General features: G+C 65.7%; 14 protein-coding genes. 4 read left to right on the top strand and 10 right to left on the bottom strand.

The window, feature by feature from the left end; all coding sequences use genetic code 11:
• Positions 1–53: 53 nt before the first annotated feature.
• Positions 54–347, bottom strand: coding sequence for a GYD domain-containing protein (locus WT60_RS21145; RefSeq protein WP_038746001.1), 294 nt, complete (start codon positions 345–347; stop codon positions 54–56).
• A gap of 450 nt (positions 348–797) precedes the next feature.
• Between WT60_RS21145 and WT60_RS34605 the strand changes: the two genes are divergently transcribed.
• The 3 genes from WT60_RS34605 to WT60_RS21125 all read left to right on the top strand — a co-directional run bounded on the left by WT60_RS34605 (position 798) and on the right by WT60_RS21125 (position 4,500).
• Positions 798–1,139, top strand: a complete 342-nt coding sequence (locus WT60_RS34605) for a hypothetical protein (protein WP_156443871.1) — start codon at positions 798–800, stop codon at positions 1,137–1,139.
• A 269-nt stretch (positions 1,140–1,408) separates the two neighbouring features.
• Entirely contained in the window at positions 1,409–2,188 is a 780-nt protein-coding gene (locus WT60_RS21135) for an alpha/beta hydrolase (protein WP_081989454.1), read from the top strand.
• Between the two features lie 1,373 nt (positions 2,189–3,561).
• On the top strand, positions 3,562–4,500 hold the full coding sequence (locus tag WT60_RS21125; RefSeq protein WP_081989453.1) for a LysR family transcriptional regulator: 939 nt from the start codon (positions 3,562–3,564) through the stop codon (positions 4,498–4,500).
• A 289-nt stretch (positions 4,501–4,789) separates the two neighbouring features.
• Here the strand turns inward: WT60_RS21125 and WT60_RS21120 are convergent, their stop codons facing one another.
• The 9 genes from WT60_RS21120 to WT60_RS21075 all read right to left on the bottom strand — a co-directional run bounded on the left by WT60_RS21120 (position 4,790) and on the right by WT60_RS21075 (position 18,657).
• The gene (locus WT60_RS21120) at positions 4,790–5,707 is read right to left on the bottom strand and encodes a 3,4-dihydroxyphenylacetate 2,3-dioxygenase (protein ID WP_059576736.1); all 918 of its coding nucleotides are present in this window, start codon (positions 5,705–5,707) and stop codon (positions 4,790–4,792) included.
• A 66-nt stretch (positions 5,708–5,773) separates the two neighbouring features.
• Positions 5,774–6,745: a quinone oxidoreductase gene (locus tag WT60_RS21115; RefSeq protein ID WP_060356147.1), complete on the bottom strand. Its 972-nt coding sequence runs from the start codon at positions 6,743–6,745 to the stop codon at positions 5,774–5,776.
• A 35-nt stretch (positions 6,746–6,780) separates the two neighbouring features.
• Positions 6,781–8,649, bottom strand: a complete 1,869-nt coding sequence (gene asnB, locus WT60_RS21110) for an asparagine synthase (glutamine-hydrolyzing) (RefSeq protein WP_060356148.1) — start codon at positions 8,647–8,649, stop codon at positions 6,781–6,783.
• Between the two features lie 43 nt (positions 8,650–8,692).
• Entirely contained in the window at positions 8,693–10,177 is a 1,485-nt protein-coding gene (locus tag WT60_RS21105; protein ID WP_059671440.1) for a 4-hydroxyphenylacetate 3-hydroxylase family protein, read from the bottom strand.
• Between the two features lie 25 nt (positions 10,178–10,202).
• Complete coding sequence (locus WT60_RS21100) at positions 10,203–11,111, bottom strand: TauD/TfdA family dioxygenase (RefSeq protein ID WP_038745990.1); 909 nt, start codon at positions 11,109–11,111, stop codon at positions 10,203–10,205.
• Positions 11,108–12,166, bottom strand: a complete 1,059-nt coding sequence (locus WT60_RS21095; RefSeq protein ID WP_060356149.1) for an isocyanide synthase family protein — start codon at positions 12,164–12,166, stop codon at positions 11,108–11,110. The genes WT60_RS21100 and WT60_RS21095 overlap by 4 nt, the downstream gene beginning before the upstream one ends.
• A 610-nt stretch (positions 12,167–12,776) precedes the next feature.
• Positions 12,777–15,731, bottom strand: a complete 2,955-nt coding sequence (locus WT60_RS21090) for a GH92 family glycosyl hydrolase (protein ID WP_059644734.1) — start codon at positions 15,729–15,731, stop codon at positions 12,777–12,779.
• Between the two features lie 232 nt (positions 15,732–15,963).
• On the bottom strand, positions 15,964–17,880 hold the full coding sequence (locus WT60_RS21085) for an SMP-30/gluconolactonase/LRE family protein (RefSeq protein WP_038745984.1): 1,917 nt from the start codon (positions 17,878–17,880) through the stop codon (positions 15,964–15,966).
• A gap of 411 nt (positions 17,881–18,291) precedes the next feature.
• Complete coding sequence (locus WT60_RS21075) at positions 18,292–18,657, bottom strand: nuclear transport factor 2 family protein (RefSeq protein ID WP_038745980.1); 366 nt, start codon at positions 18,655–18,657, stop codon at positions 18,292–18,294.
• Between the two features lie 524 nt (positions 18,658–19,181).
• On the opposite strand from WT60_RS21075, the gene WT60_RS21065 reads away from it, so the two are divergent.
• Entirely contained in the window at positions 19,182–19,922 is a 741-nt protein-coding gene (locus WT60_RS21065; protein ID WP_038745978.1) for an SDR family oxidoreductase, read from the top strand.
• The last annotated feature ends 29 nt before the right edge of the window (positions 19,923–19,951 follow it).

Raw genomic sequence — 19,951 nt, 5'->3', positions numbered from 1 at the left:
GCGTTCGGACCAGCCCGCGCTCGACCGGCCGACGCCGGCGCGCGACGCGTGCGTTACGGCAATCTGCCGATGATCGCGCCGATTTCGTTCTTCGTGAACGCGCGCAGCGTCTGCGTGCGAACGTTGCCCGCCGAACCGAGCGCGAAGCCGAACGTGGTGAGACTTTGCTCGTCGGCCGCCTCGACGACCGCGACGATATCGAACGCGCCGAGCGTCCAGTAGACCTCCTTCATTTCGCATCCGAAACTCTTCGCCATCTCCGCCACCTGACCGGCCCGCTTCGGGCTGTCCTTCACCGTGCGGATGCCTTGGTCCGTGAAGTTTGCAAGAACCACATAAGTCGCCATGACGATTCACCTTACGATTGAAACATGTCGGGATTCGAACGCGCGAGCGACGCCGCCAGACGCCTTCGCGCCAATACGATCGGAACCGTCTCGCGCGTAACTTGATTTTAGGCAATGGGATCGGCGGCGAAGGGAGGGGTTTGCACGCGTGTCGCGTGTCGCGTTTCATGTGTCGCGCGGCGCGCGGCGAAAACGCGCTCCGGAGAATGCGGGTGCGAACACGCGCGTTCCGGGCATTTCGCATTCCGATCGTATTTCAACGACGCGCGGCCGACGACGCCGCGGCATGAATGACCGAAAAAGCGAAGGCCGATCGACATCCGCTGGCCGCGCGCCGCTTCCGATCCGCGCGCCGTTCGATCCGGCGGGCGCGGCAACCGCTTCCGATGCGAACGATCGGAAAAGACGACCCGCCGCCCGGCAAGGCAACGGGTCGATCAACAACACAACATGGGCCGATTGCTGCAGTTTCTTGAGATCGGAGAAGGCCGGACGTCGAATAGCCTCTCCGTCGTAAAAGTTAGACGATTCATCGCGAAACGTCTGTCAATTTTGGTCAGATCACGGGAAATCCGCATCGGCCTTCGTCAATCGCGGATCGCTGCCGACGCAGGTCGCCCGTGGCGCGCCGCACGCCGCGCGCAGCGAACCAAGCGAGCCGGCGCGTCGATCACGGCATCGACAACCGCCGCGTCACGCGACGTCGCCGCCCGACAGTTCCCCGGCCAACGCCGTGCCTTCGCCGACACGGGTCGTCCGCAACGAATCATCGGCATGTCTTCGACGACATGACGACACAACGGCACGGCACGCCGCCTTCGGTTCGACCTTGCGGCCACACAACGGCCGGTATTCGGCTGCAAAATTCCGCGCGCGCGCCACGGTCCGACGGGCGTCCGGCGCCGCATCGCCACGACGCGGCGCCCGGGGCGTCCGACCGATGGCGTCGGCCGCCCCGCTGCGCTTATCATTGCGTGCGACATTGCGCCGCTACATCGACCGTGAATCACCTTTCCTCCCCCGACACCGCAACGACGCTGGAAATCTCCGGCGGCATCCGCATGCCCTACGTACGAACCGGCAACGGCCCGGCCGTGCTGTTCGTCCACGGCTCGCTGTGCGATTTCCGTTTCTGGCATGCCCAATCGAGCGGCCTCGCCGCGCATTTCGACTGCATCGCGCCGAGCCTCACGCACTATTGGCCCGCGCCGCACGCGGCATCGCTGCCGCCGTTCAGCTGGAGCACGCACGCCGACCAAGTCGGCGCGTTCATCGAACGTCTCGACATCGGCGCCGTGCATCTCGTCGGCCATTCGCGCGGCGGCTGCGTCGCATATCACGTCGCGGCCCGCTTTCCGTCGCTCGTCCGTTCACTCACGCTCGCGGACCCCGGCGGATCGCTCGCCGGCCCGGCCGCCGAGGACGCAAAGGCGTCGCTCGACACGAAGCGCCTGCGATCGCGCGCGGTGGCGCTGATCGCGCAAGGCGAGACCGACGCCGGGCTCGAGCTGTTCGTCGATTCGGTCAGCCGTCCCGGCACCTGGCGAAAGAGCACGCGCGTCTTCCGCACGATGGCGACCGACAACGCGCATACGCTCGCCATGCAGTTGCGCGATCCGCTGCCCGCGTATGCGGCGGAAACGGCGCGCGGCGTCGCGTGTCCGGCGCTGCTGATCGACGGCGAGAAGAGCCCGGCTCACTTTCACGCGAACGTCGACGCGCTGAGCCGATGGATGCCGAACGCGTCGCGGGCCACGATCGCGGGCGCGTCCCACGGCATGAATCTCGCGCGGCCGAGCGCGTTCAATCGGCATCTTCGCGAGTTCTTTCTGTCCGCGTGACGGTCGACGCGGATGCGGATGCGAACGCGAACGCCGGCAGATGCGGATGCGGTTGCGGATGAGCACATCATGAGACGTGCGCGCGCCATGCCGCCGTTTTGCCGCATGGGTACGCCGTGCGGCAGGGCATCGCGCGAATCCATGACGTTCGCGCACCGGCTGCGCAACTCCGTGGCTGTGCGGTTGTGTGCCGCGTGCCGCATGCCACGAGCCGCTGACTGCTAGCTGCTGACTACTGACTACTGACTACGATCAGCCATTTCGAGCCGCTTATCGCGCCCGTCAATAAGCGATTACGCCGAATCGCCGTCGATAAGCGTCACGAAAGATCATCGAGCAAATCTCGCATTCGAGTTATTAGTAACCGGAAGGTAACTCATCTTGAATATTCGATCGGCGAGACAAGTAACCTTCAGGTAACTTAATTCCTCAAAATACCGGCATCCCCATCGCATAAAAATCGACGATGCGGCACTTGTCCGAATATTCTCGATTCCGCCGAATCCATCCGAATTCGCGCATTTTCCGTCAGGATTCACTGCCTCTCACCGTGCGCCGTAGCGGTATCCCGCGTCGGCACGGCCGCCGCGTCGCCGGTCGAAATGCCGCTCCAGCCCGATTCCGCCGGCCCGGAACTCGATCGGCAACCACGTCCGAATCCTCCGCCGGCTTCACGTGCGATCCATGCAAGCGCGCTATGCGCCATAAGCACCGTAAACACATCGAATGAGGCCGAAATAATGAATGGATTCAACCGCCGCCTACGTGCAGCTCTGCACGAGATATCGACGCCCTCTCGACGAGACAATCGTCTCATATAAAATTATTTACCATTATTTTATTAAGGTCTTAAGTTGGCTATGGAATACTGACGGAGATGGTTGTAAAGCGTATGCGAGGGAGCATGGATTCCGCGGGACCGGATTGCTGCCGCATCGCATTGCCGATGAACCGATTGCCGCACATGAAGAACACGGGCCGCGATGAATGTCGGCTCGTCCGGCCCGTCTTTCGTGGATCGAGCATGCAAAGGAGGACGAACTTGACGTTCGCAGCCCGCCGCCGCGTCGGCGGCGCCGGTCGCCCGACTCGCGCCGAGCCGTCGGCGCCGGCCCGCACGTCGACAGCCGCGATTCGCGACGCGCGGATCGCGCGCGGCCGTGCGCGCCGCCTTGCCTGCCCGACGTCGCGCTCGCCCACGATACTCCCCGACGACACGCCCCGCATGCGGCGGAACAACCATCTTCCAGATCCAGCGCCGGGTTCATGTCGCCGTATTGCGATGCAGCGCACGCGCGACATCGGCGCCCCGTCCGCGACACGGCGGGCGCCGCCCGGCATTTCGAAACTTGACCGTTCTTGAGGTGGGATATATGTCCGAGGTGGGGATAAGAAATTTGAATCACCTGCGCGTTTTCATGACGATTGTCGAGAAGGGTAGTTTCACCGCGGCAGCGGAGTGCTTGAGCATGTCGAAGTCGCTGGTCAGCGAATACCTGAGTCGTCTCGAAGCCGAGATCGACACACAGCTCGTGATGCGCAGCACCCGCAGGATCGCGCCGACCGACGCCGGCAACAAACTGTATTCGGCCTCCCAGGAGTTCGTGAGCGGCCTTCACGACGTGATCGGCAGCATCCGGTGCCTGCGCCACGAATCGACCGGCCTGCTGCGCGTCGCTGCGCCGAGCGGCTTTTCCACCGCGCATCTGAGCTCGATCGCGGCAACCTTCATTCACCAGCATCCGCAGATCGAGCTCGAGATCGTCTGCAACGATGCTGAAATCGACCTGGTCGGCGAACGCATCGATCTCGCGTTCGAAACGGGGTGGCCGAAGAAGAAAGGTTTCCGGATGAAGATGCTCGGCGCGTTCGACCAAGTGCTCGTCGCATCTACCGAGTATTCGCGCAGGCACGCGGTGCCCCGGCATCCCGACGATCTGCCCGGTTCGCACTGGATCGGGCACGGCGGGCTCGCGAATCTCAGCTATTCGGTGTTCGGCAACGGCGGCCGCTCGGTCCGGATTCAGACGAACGGCCGCCTGAAGGTGAAGAGCGTGCTGCTCGCGCATCAGATGGCGCTCGCGGGCGCGGGCATCACCGCGTTTCCCGACTATCTGGTGGCCGAAGACTTGCGGGAAGGACGTCTGCATCGGCTGCTGCCGACATGGACGATGCCCAAAGGCGGCATCTATGCGTTTCGCACGTCGCCGCGGCACGCATCGGTTCGCGAGCGCCTGTTCCTCGGCGCGGTCCAGGCGTATCTGGCCCGCTTGCCCGGCGAGCAGACGTACACGGGCGCGATTCCGGTCTAACGGCGAGCCCGAACGGCCGCTTCGCGCGACACGGCGCTTGCGACGATGTTCGCCCGCTTGCCGCTTGCCGCTTGCCGCTTGCCGCTTGCCGCTTGCCGCTTGCCGGGCGTCGGGCGTCGGGCGTCGGGCGTCGGGCGCGCGCAGGCGCGGGCCCGGCCGGTCGGTGCCCGCGCGCCCGAGCGGCGGGCACCGATCTCCGCCTAGCGTGGCGTCGGCGCATCGAAGGATCACGGCGCCGGGCGCTTCGCGCGCACGGGCGCCGGGAATCCGCGCCCGCGCGCCGCGACGTTCATGCGCTCGCCGCTTTCCGAGCGCGCTGCGTTGCCGCAGTCTGCGTCCAACTGCCGTCTGCCGGGCTGAACCACAAGTGAACGTGACCGGTGCCGATCCCGTTCTCGTACTCGCCGAAGCGTCGCCCCCGCGCCACGCACGCGCGCGCGCCGATCGCGCCCGCCATCATCAGATAGTGGCCGAAGTTCGCTTCCGGATTGAAACGCAGGAATTCCGGCATCGCGTCGATCACCCGGTCGTGCCGCCCTTCTTCGAGCCACGCGATCCGCCGCTCGTCGGCTGCGCGCGCCGCAGGCGTCACGATGTTCGATGCGGCACCCGCCATCCGGTTGCGCAGCTCGGCGAGCGGCCAGAACACGTGCGACAGTCCGCCCGACGCGACCAGCAACACGTTGCGCTCGAGCCGCCCGATCGCTTCCGCGACGATCTCGCCCATTCGCAGAAAATCGCCGGCGGTCGCGGTCTGGCACACGGAGACGGAAAGCCAGCGCCTGTCGGGCCGGCCGAGGTAGGTCCACGGATTGAGCGTCGCGTAATGAATCGGCAAACACGGATCGTCGACCGCGGCGATCCACGACGCGCGCCGCGGCGCCAGTTCGGCGATCGCGTGCGCGAGCTCGGGATCGCCGGCGAGATCGTAAGGCAACTGCCGGATCGCGTTCGGCATCTCGTCCGACGTGAAGCGGCCCTCGCGCCGCGCGTGCGATGTGACGACCGCCTCGGTCGTCGTTCGCCAGTGGCTGTCGAAGACGAGCACGGTATCGTAGTCGTCGGCATCGAACACGTCGCGCCGCAACCGCATCAGGCCCGTTGCGAGCGTGAAATCGCGGCCGCCGTTCTCGCGAAGCCGCGTCGCCTCCGACATCATCACGACGGGCGCGTGCGAGATCAGGCCGGCGCCGATGATCTTTCCCATAGATAGGCATCCTGTTCAATGAATGAATGAATGAGTGAGTGAGTGAGCGGGCGAAACGAAACGGCGTCACGGCACGAGCAGGAGCTTGCCGGTCGTCTTGCGCGCCGCGAGATCCGCGTGCGCGCGACGCGCTTCGGCAAGCGGATAAGTGCCGCCGATCCGGATCTTCAGCGTATCGTTCAGGATGCCGTCGAACACTTCGCCCGCGCGCCACAGGAATTCGTCGACGGTCGCGCGGAAGTGCTCGAGATACGGGCGCGTCAGCGTGAGCGAGCCGCCCCACAGCAGCCGCATCACGTCGACGGGCGGCACGGGGCCGCTCGCGCCGCCGAAGATCACGAGCGTGCCGCGCGTCCTGAGGCTCGCGAGGCTCGCGTCGAACGTCGCGGCGCCGATGCCGTCGTACACCGCGTGCACGCCCTTGCCGTCCGTCAGCCGGCGCACTTCGGCGGCGAGATCCTCGTGCGCGTGATGCAGGATCACGTCGTCCGCGCCGTTGCTGCGCGCAAGCGCCACCTTCTCTTCGGTCGACACCGTGCCGATCACCCGCGCGCCGCGCCGCTTCAGCCACTGCGTCAGAAGCAGCCCGACGCCGCCCGCCGCCGCGTGGACGAGCACGACGTCGCCTTCGCGCGCGCGGTACGAATCGTGGACGAGATAGTGCGCGGTCATCCCTTGCACGAGCGCGGCGGCGGCCGTCCGCAGATCGATCCCGTCCGGCACGACGATCGCCTTGTCCTCGGGCACGATCACGCGCGTCGCGTAGCTGCCCATCACGGTCGTCCATGCGACGCGCTCGCCCGGCTTGAACCGCTTGACGTTCGGGCCGACCGCCAGCACGCGCCCCGCGCCCTCTTCGCCCGGCGTGCCGGGCAGCGGCATCGGATATCGGCCCTCGCGGCGATACAGGTCGATGAAGTTCACGCCCGCCGCGGCGAGCTCGACGAGCACCTCGCCCTCGCCGGGATCGCGCTCGGCGCGCGTCACGTAGTCGAGGACGTCCGGGCCGCCCGTCTCGCGAATCTCGATTGCTTGCATTGATACGCTCTCCAAATGAAATGTTCGTCGACGACTCAACCGGCCGTCACGCCGTCGATTTCGACCCGATAGAGATCGAGCCAGTGGTTGAGCCGGCTGCTCGATTCGAGCAGGATTCGTTCGAATTCCGAAAGGCTTCCGGCCGCGGTCCTCGCGGTCAGATTGCGCAGCGCGTCGGCGTCGATGAACGGCTTGAGCGGCGCGCGGCCGGCGTCGATCGCCCGGTTCAGGCGGTCGATGAGGCCGCGGTCGTAGCCCGGCGCCTGAATCGACGGATACGCCGCCTTCTTGCGGTTCAGCACCGATTCGGGCAGCAGATCGGCGGCGGCCGCGCGCAGCAGCGCCTTCTCCTGGCCGTTGAACGTTTTCATCGACCACGGGATGTTGAACACGTACTCGACGAGCCGGTGGTCACAAAACGGCACGCGCCCTTCGAGGCCGCTCGCCATTCCCATCCGGTCCTTCTTGTCGAGCAGCACCGGCAGCCAGCGCGTGAGCGTCAGGTAGTGCAGCTCGCGCGTGCGGCGGTCCTCCGCGTTTTCGCCGTCGAGGCGCGGCACTTCGGCGAGCGCCGCGCGGTACAGGTCCGCTTCGTATTCGCCGAGCTTCAGATCGTCGATGAACCATCGATGGAACAGCGCGCGCGGATCGAGCCCGCGATGCGCGCCGAGCTTGAGCCACGGGAACGTCTCGGCGCGACGCGCGCCCGGATCGGAGAACCACAGGTAGCCGCCGAAGATTTCGTCGGCCGCCTCGCCCGACAGCGCGACGCTCGCGTGCTTACGCACCTGCGCAAACAGCCGATACAGCGACACGTCGAGATCGGCGAAGTTGAACGGCAGATCCCACGCGCGCAGCACCGTTTCGCGCACCTGGGGATCGAGCAGCCCATCCTGGTTCAGCTCGATCGTGTGATGGTCGCTGCCGATGTGTCGCGCCACTTCGAGCGCAAACGGCGCATCGGCGGTCGGGCGAATCGGGTCGGCCTGGAAGTTCCGCGTGTGGCCCGTGAAGTCGACGCAGAACGTCGACAACGCGCCGCCGCCGTTCGCGCGCCGCTGCTTCTGCGCGAGCGCGGCGACGGTGCTCGAATCGACGCCGCCCGACAGCAGCGCGCACAGCGGCACGTCGGAGATCATCTGGCGCGACACGATGTCGTCGAGCAGCGAGCGGATCGTCGCGATCGTCGTCGGCAGGTCGTCGGTGTGCGGGCGCGCCTCGAGCGCCCAGTAACGCTCTTCGACGATGCCGCCGCGCCGCACGCGCAGCAGATGACCGGGCTTCAGCTCGCGCATGCCGGTGAACGGCACCTGCCCCGGCGTGCGCAGGAACAGCAGCGCATCGCACAGCCCTTCGGACGACGTGCGCGCACGCACGTCGGGATGCGCGAGAATCGCCTTCGGCTCCGAACCGAAGATCACGCCGTCCGCCGTCGGGTAGTAGAACAGCGGCTTCACGCCGAGCCGGTCGCGAACGAGCAGCAGCTCGTCGCGCGCGGTGTCCCAGATCGCGATCGAATACATCCCGTTGAGGCGATCGACGAACGCCGCGCCCCATTCGAGATACGCGCGCAACACGACCTCGGTGTCGCAATGCGTGCCGAACCGGTGGCCGAGCGCGCCCAGCTCGGCGCGCAGCTCGCGAAAATTGTAGGTTTCGCCCGCATACGAGATCGCCGCACGCGGCAGATCGCGCGGGCCACGCTCGGGGCTGAGCATCGGCTGCGTGCCGCGCTCGAGATCGATGATCGACAAGCGCCGGTGCCCCAGCGCAACGTGCTTGTCGAGCCACACGCCGCGCGCGTCCGGCCCGCGGCGCGCGAGCGTATCGGTCATCTCGTCGACGATCCGCGCTTCGTTGCGCAGATCGCGGCCGAAGTCGACCCATCCAGTGATACCGCACATAGCTGCTCCTTTGAGTTGAAACGATAGGGATCGACGGGGCGATTCAGTCGTGCAGCCACGGGCCGCGCGACCAGCCCGACGCGTCGTAGTCGTCCATGCAGCGCTGCGCGAACGCTTCGCAATCGGCGAGCTGGCCGAACCGGGTCGCCCACGTCAGCGAGTCGAGGCGTATCTGGTCGAAATTGCCGGAGTAATGCGTTTCGTAGACCGAATGACGCGAGCCGAACTCGCTGCCCGTCGCGTCCCAGATCAGCTTGAAGAGCTTGATCCGCTGCTCCGGCTCGAGCGCCGCGCCGCGGTAGTACGCATCGATCAGCCCCTTCACCTGCGGATCGAGCAAGTCCGCCGCGCCTGACACGGTGACGAGCGGCGAGCCGCCGAGCGCGGTTTCCATCAGCTCGCGCACGCGCTTCCAGATCTGCGGCACCTGGATGCGCAGCGCCGACGCGTACTGGAGCTTCGGCACGACGACGCCCGCCTGCGTGCGATCCGGATCGTGCGCCATCGCGGACGTGATCGCCTTCAGCAGATGCCGGAGCGAAATCAGCTCGCCGAGCGCCGCCTGAATCCCGCGGAACTGCTGCGTGCCGTTCGCCTGCGTGCCGAGCGACAACAGCCCGATCATCAGCTCCAGCTTCACCGCGAGCCGGATGCCGGATTGGAAGTTGTAGAGATTCGCGAAGCCCGACGCCGCGTAGAAGCCGGTCGCGCGCTTCACGTCGCGATAGACGAGCACGTCTTCCCACGGGATCAACGCGCGATCGAAGATCAGCACGGCGTCGTTCTCGTCGAAGCGGCTCGACAGCGGCGCGTCGAACGGGCTCGTCGCGGCGGCCTCGTACGACGGCCGGCACATCAGGCTCAGGCCCGGGTTGTCCATTCGCGCGAAGAACACGACGGCGAAGTCGTCCGCCTTGCCGGGCTCGAGCAGCGCCGACGCGACGGGCGCGACGAACGTCGCGTTGGTCAGCGCGCCGGCGGTCGCGAGCATCTTCACGCCGCTCACCACGATGCCTTGATCGGTCTCGTCGACGACGTGCACGAACACGTCGCGCATGTCGTGAATCGCCTTGCTGCGATCGAGCGGCGGATTGATGATCGCGTGATTCAGATACAGGCCGCTGCCCGAGAAGCGCTTGTACCAGTCGGCCGCGTTCTGGCGAAAATCACCGTAATAGCCGGCGCCCGCCTCGAGCCCCGACATGAACGCCGCCTTGTAATCGGGCGTGCGACCCATGAAGCCGTAGGTCATCTTCGACCACAGCTCGATCGCGTCCTGCGCCGACAGCAGATCGTCGACCGAATAGCTCGGCTTGAAGAAGCGGTGCGTGATCTGCCCGTGCCGATCGGGCGCGGTCAGCCGCTCGCGATGCTCGCCGTGCAGCGCGTCGTACAGCGAAGCGATGCTGCGCGCCGCGTTGCGAAACGCGCGGTGCGACGTGACGTCGGCGATCCGTTCGCCGCCGAGATACACGTTGCGCCCGTCGCGCAGGCTGTCGAGATAATCGTTTCCGGTCATCAACGTCATGGTCGTCTCTCCGTCGACGAGTTGGTCAGGCTGCCGCATCGGCGGCCGCCGCGCGCTGCGGCTGCTTCGACAGATGCGGATTGCGCAGCGGCGGATCGCCGTGGATGTGCACGCGGCGCAAATGGCGGCCGGTGCGGCTCGTGAAGCTCTCGCGGCCGTGCAGCAGCGTGAAGTTGTCGGTGAGCACGACGTCGCCCGTTTGCCAGCGATGCGCGTAATGCGCGCGCGGATCGTAGAGCGCGCGCTTCAGGCTGCCGAGCAGCGCCTCCTTCTCGTCTTCGGCGATGCCGCCGAACGCGTAGCTCGATGGGTTGATGAACGTGCTGTCGCCTTCGATCGGCGGCTCGCAGAAGCGCAAGACCGGAAACTCGCGGCGCGGATGCTTCTCGACGATCGGCGCCTCGACCGTGTTGCTGTAGAGCTCCACCGTGCGCCGATAGCGGCCGTGCGCGCGCTGCCAGAGCGCGCGCATCTCGGGCGTCGCGACGCGCAGCGCCTGCGTCGTGCTCGAAAACGTCGTGCGCCCGCCGTCCGCTTCGCCGATCGCCTGCACGCACTGGAACACCTGGAATTCCGGCACGGTCTCCAGATACATGCCGTCCCAATGCAGCGGCACGTAGCTGCTCGCGAACACGTGATCGGCGGGATTCGCCTGTTCGATCAGCTCGAGCACGGCGCCGAACGGCCACATCATGATTTCGCCGAACGTCGCGCAATAGCGCGTCATGCTTGCCGCGTCGACGAAACTGTCGAAGCCGCGCAGCACGACGAGCTGCTGGCCGCGCACCAGCGCGCGCAGCCACTCGATCGACAGCTCGCCGACGTGAACGTGCGCATGGCGCGGCTTCACCAGCACGCCGAACGAACAGGGCGCGCCGGCATCGCCCGTGAGCGGTTCGAGCGATACCGACCGCTGCATGAAAAAGTCGCTCATACGGCCTCCGAAATGATCAGGTTGTCGCCGGCATCGGCCGACGCGTGTTCGCCGCGCGCGACGGCAAGCGCAAGCAGGTCGCCGCAGGCAATCCGCGAACGTTCGATTTCGTAGTGACTCGGTCGAGCGTCGCGCATCACGACGCGGCCGCCGAGCCGCTCGACGTCGCTGCGCTTCATCAGCACGAACTGATCGCCGGCGTCGACGGCAACGCCGTGCCACGGCGTCAGCCAGTTGTCGCGCGTCGGCATCAAGTGGACGCCGATCTTCGGGCTCGCGGCCGGCTGCGGATGGATCGACAGCCGAATCGCATCCGGAAACTGCGTGGCGAGGAGCGCGCCCCACGCCCAGCTACGCTGGATCACGCCGAGCGCGCGCGTCTTCGAGTCTTTCTGCAGCGCGGCTTTCGAGCCGCGATAGTCGGGCGTGAAGCCGTCCTCGAACATGAAGCGCGTGATCGCTCGATACAGCAGCGTGCCCTCCTCTTCGCCCGTCAGCTTTCGCTTGATCGCATCGATCGGGTCGGCGAATTCGTCGACGAGCAGCCGCCGCATGTCGTCGAAATTCGACGTGCGATCCGCAAACGCCTCGAAGTTCTCGAGGTTGTACGTCGACAGATGATCCGCGCGCAGATCCGCGATGATCCGCGTCAGCGCGCCCTGGTACGCGGTGATGTCGCGATCGTCGACGCGAATCAGATCGCCGAACACGCGGCCGTCCGAGCAGATCGTCAATGTCGCGCCGGGTGCGTAGAAGCGACGAATCCGCTCGCACAGATCGTTCAGGAACGACAGCGAGAGCTTCTCCGCCATGTCCGGCAGCCGCCCCAGCACCTTGTTCGGATTCGGCGATTTCGACGGAAACGCCGGCAGGACGAAGCGAACCGGCCGCGCCGCGTCGACGAACGTCCGGATTCTGGGAAGCTGAACCGCGTGGATCTGTTCGATTTCGTGACGGATGTCCGAATCCGTCGTGTATTCCGGATACCGCCGGTGAATCTCGAGAATTTCGCCCAGGATCGCCAGAGCGATCTCGTGGTTCCGGTCGTTTCTCATGAATTTCGACCTCGCTGATCAAATGAGTTGATGGCGAGGCAGATTCTATTTTTCGCATTAAACCCGATAAATACGCATTAATCGAAATGACTGTTCGGAGAATTTTCTTACGATTAAATTGAAAATGCAGCCGGACAGTACGCGAATAATTCGATATATCCGCGCCGATAAGCCGATTGATCAAAGGAATGAAATTTCCAACAGAAAGTCACATGAAACGATTCCGCGAGCGCCGAGGAAGTGTTTGCAGATCGCAATCCAATCGAGTGTTTTGTTTTTATGACGGACCCGATTGGATTATCTTTTGTAGATTATTTGATCAGTCGATCGAAAAACTAAAACGCCGAGACTTTCATTGAAATTCAGTCGGTGCAACGCACCGGATTGCCGCCCGACATATTCGATCGTGAAACCAGGAGGGAACAATGAGGAGATAACGCGCGTTGATCGTGGCGATTCTTCGCCAAGCGCAATAGACAATTCGCCGCTCATCGAAGCGGCATGCGGCGGCGCAGTCCGCGAAGACGCGCCGCCGCACGTCACGGGCCGCGACCGGCCCGCCTAGAATGCATCGAGCGCGTGCCACGCATCGGCATGGCGCGCGCCTATGTCAAGCCGCCACGCCGATGCCGAACACGTGCATCTTGCCCGCGCTCACCTGCCGCGGCAGCGTGACGCTCGTCACGACCTTGCCGGCCGGCAGCGGGATTTTCTGCGCGAAAACGTAAGTCTTCACGTTGTCTTTCTGCCCGTTGCCGGCGTTGCGATAAGCGGACGTCACGGCGATCGCCGACCTCGCGCTCGTGCTGCCGCCGTTCAGCGTCCAGTCGTCGAACGACAGCGTGACCTGCGCGCTCGTCCCGTCCGCGAAGTGCAACTGCGCGACGCCCGTGCTCGGGCCGTTGTTCGACGCACCCAGCACGACGACGCTCGTGCCTGCGGAGCCCGGCGGCAGCATCACGGTCTGCCCCACCGTCACCGCGTTGTCGAGCGAAGACGCGCCGCCGCCGAACACGAAGCTCGCCCCGCCGTACGTGAACGGCGCGCCGGGCCGCACGCCCGCTTGGGCGAGCGCGGCCGCCGAGTAACTGAACAGGCTGCCGTCGAAATCGGCGCCCTGGCCGTCGGCGTTCGCCGCGCCGTCCGTGCTGATGCCGCGGTTGTTGAAGCTGTCCGCCACGTCGCGCGCAACCGGCACGCCGAACGACGGCGGCGCCTCGCCCGCGCCCCATTGCGACGGCCCGTCGCCCATCTTGAAGTGCATGACCGCGCCGCCTTCGAGCGCGTCGAGCGCGATCCACGGGCTCGCTTGCGCGCGGCCGTTCACGCTGACGCTCTGTACGTAATTCGAAGACGGCGCGCCCGGCGCGCGAATCTTCAGTGTCTTGCCGCTGCCGAGCTGCACGTCGATCGCGTGGAATTGCGGACTGCCGATCGCAAAGCCCGCGACGCCCGGAATCTGCGGATACAGACCGAGCGCGGCCCACACGTACCAGCCGGACACCGCGCCAAGATCGTCGTTGCCGGGCAGGCCGTCGGGCTGCGTGCTGAACGCCGTCTGCATGATCTGCTGAACGATGCGCTGCGTGCCGGACGGCGCGCCCGCCCAGTTGTACAGCCACGGCACTTCGAACGTCGGCTCGTTGCCCATGTAGAAGTTCGGCAGGCTCATCCCGGCATTGAGCACCGTGAAGAACTTGTCGAGCCGCGGCACGACCGCCTGATTGCCGCCGAGCTGCGCGAAAAGGCCCGCGGGATCGTACGGCACCATCCACGTGTATTGCTCCGCGTTGCCCTCGACGTAATTGTCGGTGCTGCCCGGCGTTTCGGCGATCCACGCGCCGTTCGCCTGACGCGCGGCGACGAGCGGCGGATTCGACGACGCGTTCAGCAGGTTCTGCCAATACGCCGAGCGCCCGAGCAGCATCTTCTGCGTCGCCGTGTCGCCGAGCGCGCCCGCGAAGCGCGAGATCGCGAAATCGCTGCTCGTGTATTCGAGCGTCGACGATGCGATGCCCCACTCGCCGCTCGTGATGTAGCCCGTCTGCAGATAGCTCGCGCGCCCGCCGTTGGTCGTCACGCCCGCGCATGCGGTGCCGGGAATGTTCGCCATCCTGATCATGTGCGCGAGCGCGCCGCGCGCGTCGAAGTTGCGCGCGCCGAATGCATACGCGCTCGACACCATCAGCGAGCCCGCGTCGCCCGGCATCACGCCGTCCTCGACGTTGTCGTTCACCCAGTGCGGAATCGCGCCGCACTGGTCCGCATCGTTGACGAGCGACTGGATCATGTCGCTCGTCTCGCGCGGGAACAGCACGGCCTTCAGCTGGATCAGCGAGCGATAGATGTCCCAGCCGGAGAAGCTCGAGTACTGAGCGGCCTGGCCATTCGCAACCGCGTGCACCTGCTTGTCGAAACCGACGTACTGGCCGTTGACGTCGCTGAACACGCTCGGCGCCCACAGCGCATGATAGAACGCGGTGTAGAACTTCTTCAGCGCGTCGGCATCGGTGCTCGACACGCGGATCGCGCCTAGCCGCTCGTTCCACGCCGCATCGGCGAGCGCGCGCACGCCGTCGAAATCCCACGTCTTGTTCTCGGCGTCGAGATTCGCCTTCGCGTTGTCAACGCTCACGTACGAGATCCCGATCTTCATCTGCACGGTCGCGCCCGAATCGAACGCGAGCTTCGCCACGCCGCGCGAGATCGACGACGTCGACGCGAACGGCCGGTCGAACGTCGCATAGAAGTACACGGGCACCGGCACCGAGTTGCCGCAGAAGCCGCCGCCCACCGTGCTGCCGGAGATCGCGCTCGACGACACGCGCGTGATCGCGCCGCTCGTCGACGCCTTCGTGTTCGTGCGCGTCGCGTCGAGCACGAGGATCGCGGGCTTGCCGGCGGGATACGCGAAGCGGCCGAAGCCGGTGCGCAGCGTCGCCGTCAGCTCGACCTTGATCTGCGAATCGAGCAGCACCGAGTAATAGCCGGGCTTCGCGGTTTCGTTCGCATGGCTGAATGTCGGCGCGAGCTTCGTCGCGTCGGTGGTCGGCATCACCGGGAATTCGCCGTTGTTGCCCGCGCAGCCCGCGCCGCTCATGTGCGTGACGCTGAAGCCCTGAATCGAGTTCAGGTCGTAGTAGTAGCCGGCGGGCGAACCCGGCTCCTTGCTGCCGGCGGGCGCGGGCGTCGTGTTCGTATCGGGCGCCCACTGAACCATGCCCGACGGCAGGCCCGCCGCCGGCACCACGCTGCCCGCCTGCCCGGCCGGCACCGGGTTCGGCGAATTGCTCGCGAGCGTGCCGATCAGCGGGTCGACGTATTGGGTCAGCGAGACGGCGCGAACGGCGTCATCCGTTTGCACCGCGTTTGCCGCAGCGCCGTTCGCACCCGTCGCGGCCAGCGAGGACGCCGTCGCGGCGGGGCCGCCGTCATCCCCTCCACAAGCCGCGAGCGCGCAAGCAACGGCCATCGCGACGCCCAGCCTGACGAATCGATTCATGATTGTCTCCAGTTCTTGTGCTTCGTTTTCGAGCGGCACGATCGACGACGCGTCGACGGCCAATCGTGAATCTCGACTGTGCTGGAAGACTAGGACACGGGAAGTTTCTTCGTCAATGAAATGAAGGGTGATGTAATGTTTTTATCAGATTTACTAAACGATGCGAAACATCGTGCAACACGGCGCTTTTACTTCGCACGCTCGCGCGACGCCGCGCCCGCAAGCCGGACGGCGACGTGCCGGCATCGCACGCCGCCCGGCTTCCGTCCGTTTCGATCCGGCGGGCCGCTCGCCGTCACGGCCGCCAGCGATAGACGACGATGCTCGATCCGTTGTAGTTGTCCTTCGTGATCACGTATTCGCCCGTCGACCGCAGATACGCCCTGATGCCGTACATCGAATCGACGTCGTTGCCGACGTCCATCACGCCCGTGTTCGAGTTGATCAGCGTGGTGACGAGCTGGCCCGTGTTGAGATCGAACACGTCTACGTTCGGCACGGTGTGCACGTAGCCGACGAACAGGTACTTGCCGGCCGCCGCGATCGACTTCGGATTCGGGCTCGTGAGCGTGATGACCGGATTCGGCTGTGCGACGTTGCCCGCATTCCAGCCGTGATACACCTCGATCCGCCCGTTCATCGCGGTCCAGTCCCAGCTCCCCGCGATGCCCTGCGCGAGGATCATCGTATCGCTGTCGGACATGTAGAGGATGCGCGCCGTCGGCTGGATGCTTGCCGGCGCCGGAATCGACGCCGGCGCGCCCCACGTCGGCTTGCCGCTCGAGTCGAAGCCCGTCAGCGGATAGTGCGAGATCGCGTTCGTTCCGTTGAGGCCGGCCCACACGTCGCCCTTGTTGTCGATCGAGAATCCGGCCGTCACCTGCAGCGTCGTGTTGAACGCCTTGCCCGGCAGCGACGCGTCGGGAATCGCGATGTAGCCGCTCGCCGCGTTGAAGTGATAGAAGTTGAAGTTCCCCGGATTCTGCCCCGACGCGACGAGGATCTTGCTGCCGCCGACGCCGACGAGCTGGCCGAAGTGCTGGCCGCGCTGGTAATCGTTCATGTCGAGGCGCGGATCGGACGGATACGTGAACGGATCGACCGTGTTCGCGACGAAAGTGCCGCCCGCCGTGCCGGCGTAGACGTTCATTCCGCTGTAGAACAATGCGCCGTCCGTCGTCGGGTCCGGCGCGCCGATCGCCTCGAAGTTCAATGCCTGCAGCTTCCACCGCACGTTGCCGAAGGTATCGTAGGCATGAATGTCGGTGGCGCCGTTGCGCCCGAGATCCCAGCCGCCGCCCCACGGATTGTTGAGCACGTACAGCGTGCCGGAGGCGTCCTTGCCGATGCCGACCACGCGCGTGAAGCGCTTGTCGCCGACCTGCCCCTTGATGCCGGTCGTCGTATCGAGGTAGCCGCCCTGCACGCCGAACGTGCCGGTTTGCCTCGGCGTCCCGTTGATCGCGTACAGCTTGACGTTCATGTCCGGGCCCTGATCGCCGACCATCAACTGCCGCTTCGACGCGTCGTAATACAGCGACGACGGCCGCGACGCCGTCGGCATCTGGATCGTGTTCATCAACGCGCCGGCCGGGCCGTACTCGACGATCTTCGCCGCGTTCTTCTGCGCGACCCACAGGTTTCCGGCATCGTCGAGCGCGAGCGCGCCGGGATTCGCGATGCTGATGTCGCGCTGCCAGACGCCGTCCGTGGTGAAGACGCGCACGCGATTGCCGAAGAAGTCGCTTGCGTAGAGCAGCGTGCCCGCCGTTGCGAGACCGGTGATCACGTCGGCGCGGCTCACGGCGTTCCACACGCTGACGTTAATCACGAGATCGCGCGCAAGCGTCGTCCGGTTGTAGCGCCCGACCGATCCGCTGCCCTGCGGGGTGCCGTACTGCAGCGCCGCGAAGATCGACGTCGCGTTGCCCGTGATCGCGCCGCCCTGGAACTCGGCGTGCGAGCCGATCGAGCCGAGACTCTTGCCGTTCTGGTAGATCGCGACGCCGCCCTCGTTCTCGTCCCAGAAGGAAGCCGTATAGACGACGCCTTCGGGCGACACCCACATCGACCGCGCGTTGTTGCCGACGTGCGACGCGATGGTTCCGTAGGTGTTCGCCAGCCAGTCCGTCGTGTATTGCGCGTGCGTTGCGTGCGCCGCGAGCCCGATGACGGTGCCGACGCATGCGGCGCGGAGTCGTTTCTTGACCATGAGTGATGCTCTCCCTGATCTGCCCCATCGACAAACAAAATATAGGTCGCCGGGTATGACATAGGTGAGTACGACGAACGAACCGTCGCAGCCCTCGGTTGATTGGTCACCACGCAACTTCCGCCGCATCGCGATCGGCTTCGCGCCGCCGCGCGGCACGGGCAGCCGTGTCGGCGCGCGCATCGCGCCCCACCGCTTGCTTGTCGTCGTTTCGACGGTCAGCCGCCGGACGGCGAATGATTTCGCATCGACGCCATTCGTTCGATGCGTCGCCCGCCGACGAATCCGGCATTCAATTGAATTTGTTAAGGAGTCTAGAGCGATGCGCTGTCGCTCCATTCGGTAAAACTGTCGTCAATATCGAATCGGCAGCGGTAGAAAATGCAGCCGCGCCGATATTGCGCTGCCCGCTCAGCCGGCATAGTGAGCGAACGCTTTCACGACTCGCCGATCCGCCCCGAAGTGAAAAACCTCGAGCGCGAGCCGCCCTTTCGCGCCGCGGTAATGAATCGCAATGCTGTCGACGCCGGCGAGCGTCGCTATCCATTCGAAATGCAGATCCGGAATCATCTGCAGCGCCTTCGACCAGTACGCGCGCACCGCTGCCTTTCCGCGCAGGCGCCCGCTGGGCTCGCCGGCGATCTGCGCGATCATCGGCGACGACATGTCGAAATCGTCGGCGTAGTGCGACAGGATTCGGTCGAGGTCATGCGAATTCCATGCGTCGATCCATTCTCGGCTGAATTGCCGGACGAACTCTTGCGTGATCGTTTCCATCGGGCGTAGGTATCGAAGATGGCTCGGGAAAATCCGGCAACTGCCGGCCGTCATTCGACGGCTTGCATCGCGGCATCGTCCGGTTCGTCGAATCGTTTTCGTTTCGCATTCGGCATTTCATTGCCGAATCCGGACCAAGGCTAGCATGCAATCATGTCGTGACGAAATTCATTGGACATTGCTCGCGCTTTGATCGAAGGCGAGCGATCTCGCGGTAAACCGGATCGACGAGGCGGCGTTTGCGCCAAATTGGTGCCGACGTTACGATACCGGCTCATTCGATCGCCGCGCTGCGCGTCGCTCGTCCGGCCGCCGTCGCGTTGTCGTCCGGTTTTCGTCCCGCTTCCGTCCGGTTTTCGTCCGGTTTTCGTCGGGATGGCCGCAATGGTCGGCCGCTCGACGCGCTCCGATCGGCAACCGCGCGCCGGTCGCGCGGATCGCATACCACTACGTGCCGCGATACGCACGTCACCCATCCTGTTCTCGTCATTTTCCGAATCGACATGGTCACTCGCTCTTCTCCTTTGCCGGCCGTTCGCGCCATCGTCACCGGCCACACGCGCGGGCTCGGCGCCGCCCTCGCCGCGCAACTGCTCGAGCGGGACTTCGCAGTGCTCGGCCTGTCGCGCAGCCGCCATCCGTCGCTCGGCGAACACGCGGGCGCGCGGTTCGTCGAGGCCGAGCTCGATCTGTCGGACCCCGCGCGCATCGAGGCGTGGCTCGGCGGCGGCGCGCTCGACGAGTTCGTCGCCGGCGCGAGCCGCGTGCTGCTGTTCAACAACGCGGGCACCGTCGAGCCGATCGGCCCGCTCGACACGCAGGACGCCGCGGCGATCGCGCGTGCAGTCGCCCTGAACGTCGCGACACCGCTGATGCTCGCGAGCGCGATCGCGAAAATCGCGCCGCACGCGGTCGAGCGCCGCATCGTGCACATCTCGAGCGGCGCGGCGCGCAACGCATATGCGGGCTGGAGCGTCTACTGCGCGACCAAGGCCGCGCTCGATCATCACGCTCGAGCGGTGGCGCTGGATGCGAATCGCGCGCTGCGGATCTGCAGCGTCGCGCCGGGCGTGGTGGACACCGGCATGCAGGCGACGATCCGCGCGAGCAGCAGCGACCGGTTTCCGTCGCGCGAGCGGTTCGAGCAGCTCAAGTCGAGCGGCGCGCTCACGACGCCGGAGGACGCCGCGCGCAAGCTGATCGATTACGCGCTGAGCGACGATTTCGGCACGACGCCGACAGCCGACGTGCGCAATCCGGGGTAACGCAGAAGCGGCTCGCGGGCGCGCGCGAT

The organism is Burkholderia sp. MSMB617WGS, from assembly GCF_001532025.2.
Taxonomy (GTDB): domain Bacteria; phylum Pseudomonadota; class Gammaproteobacteria; order Burkholderiales; family Burkholderiaceae; genus Burkholderia; species Burkholderia savannae.
Note: the sequence above shows the minus strand (reverse complement) of the source record. Positions and strands in the feature narration are given on the sequence as shown.

Bases quoted from the DNA above. Each gene is read 5' to 3' on its own strand.
- WT60_RS21135 (WP_081989454.1), top strand. From the start codon at position 1,409: ATGCCCTACGTACGAACCGGCAACGGCCCGGCCGTGCTGTTCGTCCAC.
- WT60_RS21085 (WP_038745984.1), bottom strand. From the start codon at position 17,880: ATGGTCAAGAAACGACTCCGCGCCGCATGCGTCGGCACCGTCATCGGG.
- WT60_RS21075 (WP_038745980.1), bottom strand. From the start codon at position 18,657: ATGGAAACGATCACGCAAGAGTTCGTCCGGCAATTCAGCCGAGAATGG.
- WT60_RS21120 (WP_059576736.1), bottom strand. From the start codon at position 5,707: ATGGGAAAGATCATCGGCGCCGGCCTGATCTCGCACGCGCCCGTCGTG.
- WT60_RS21115 (WP_060356147.1), bottom strand. From the start codon at position 6,745: ATGCAAGCAATCGAGATTCGCGAGACGGGCGGCCCGGACGTCCTCGAC.
- WT60_RS34605 (WP_156443871.1), top strand. From the start codon at position 798: ATGGGCCGATTGCTGCAGTTTCTTGAGATCGGAGAAGGCCGGACGTCG.
- asnB (WP_060356148.1), bottom strand. From the start codon at position 8,649: ATGTGCGGTATCACTGGATGGGTCGACTTCGGCCGCGATCTGCGCAAC.
- WT60_RS21145 (WP_038746001.1), bottom strand. From the start codon at position 347: ATGGCGACTTATGTGGTTCTTGCAAACTTCACGGACCAAGGCATCCGC.
- WT60_RS21105 (WP_059671440.1), bottom strand. From the start codon at position 10,177: ATGACGTTGATGACCGGAAACGATTATCTCGACAGCCTGCGCGACGGG.
- WT60_RS21125 (WP_081989453.1), top strand. From the start codon at position 3,562: ATGTCCGAGGTGGGGATAAGAAATTTGAATCACCTGCGCGTTTTCATG.
- WT60_RS21100 (WP_038745990.1), bottom strand. From the start codon at position 11,111: ATGAGCGACTTTTTCATGCAGCGGTCGGTATCGCTCGAACCGCTCACG.
- WT60_RS21095 (WP_060356149.1), bottom strand. From the start codon at position 12,166: ATGAGAAACGACCGGAACCACGAGATCGCTCTGGCGATCCTGGGCGAA.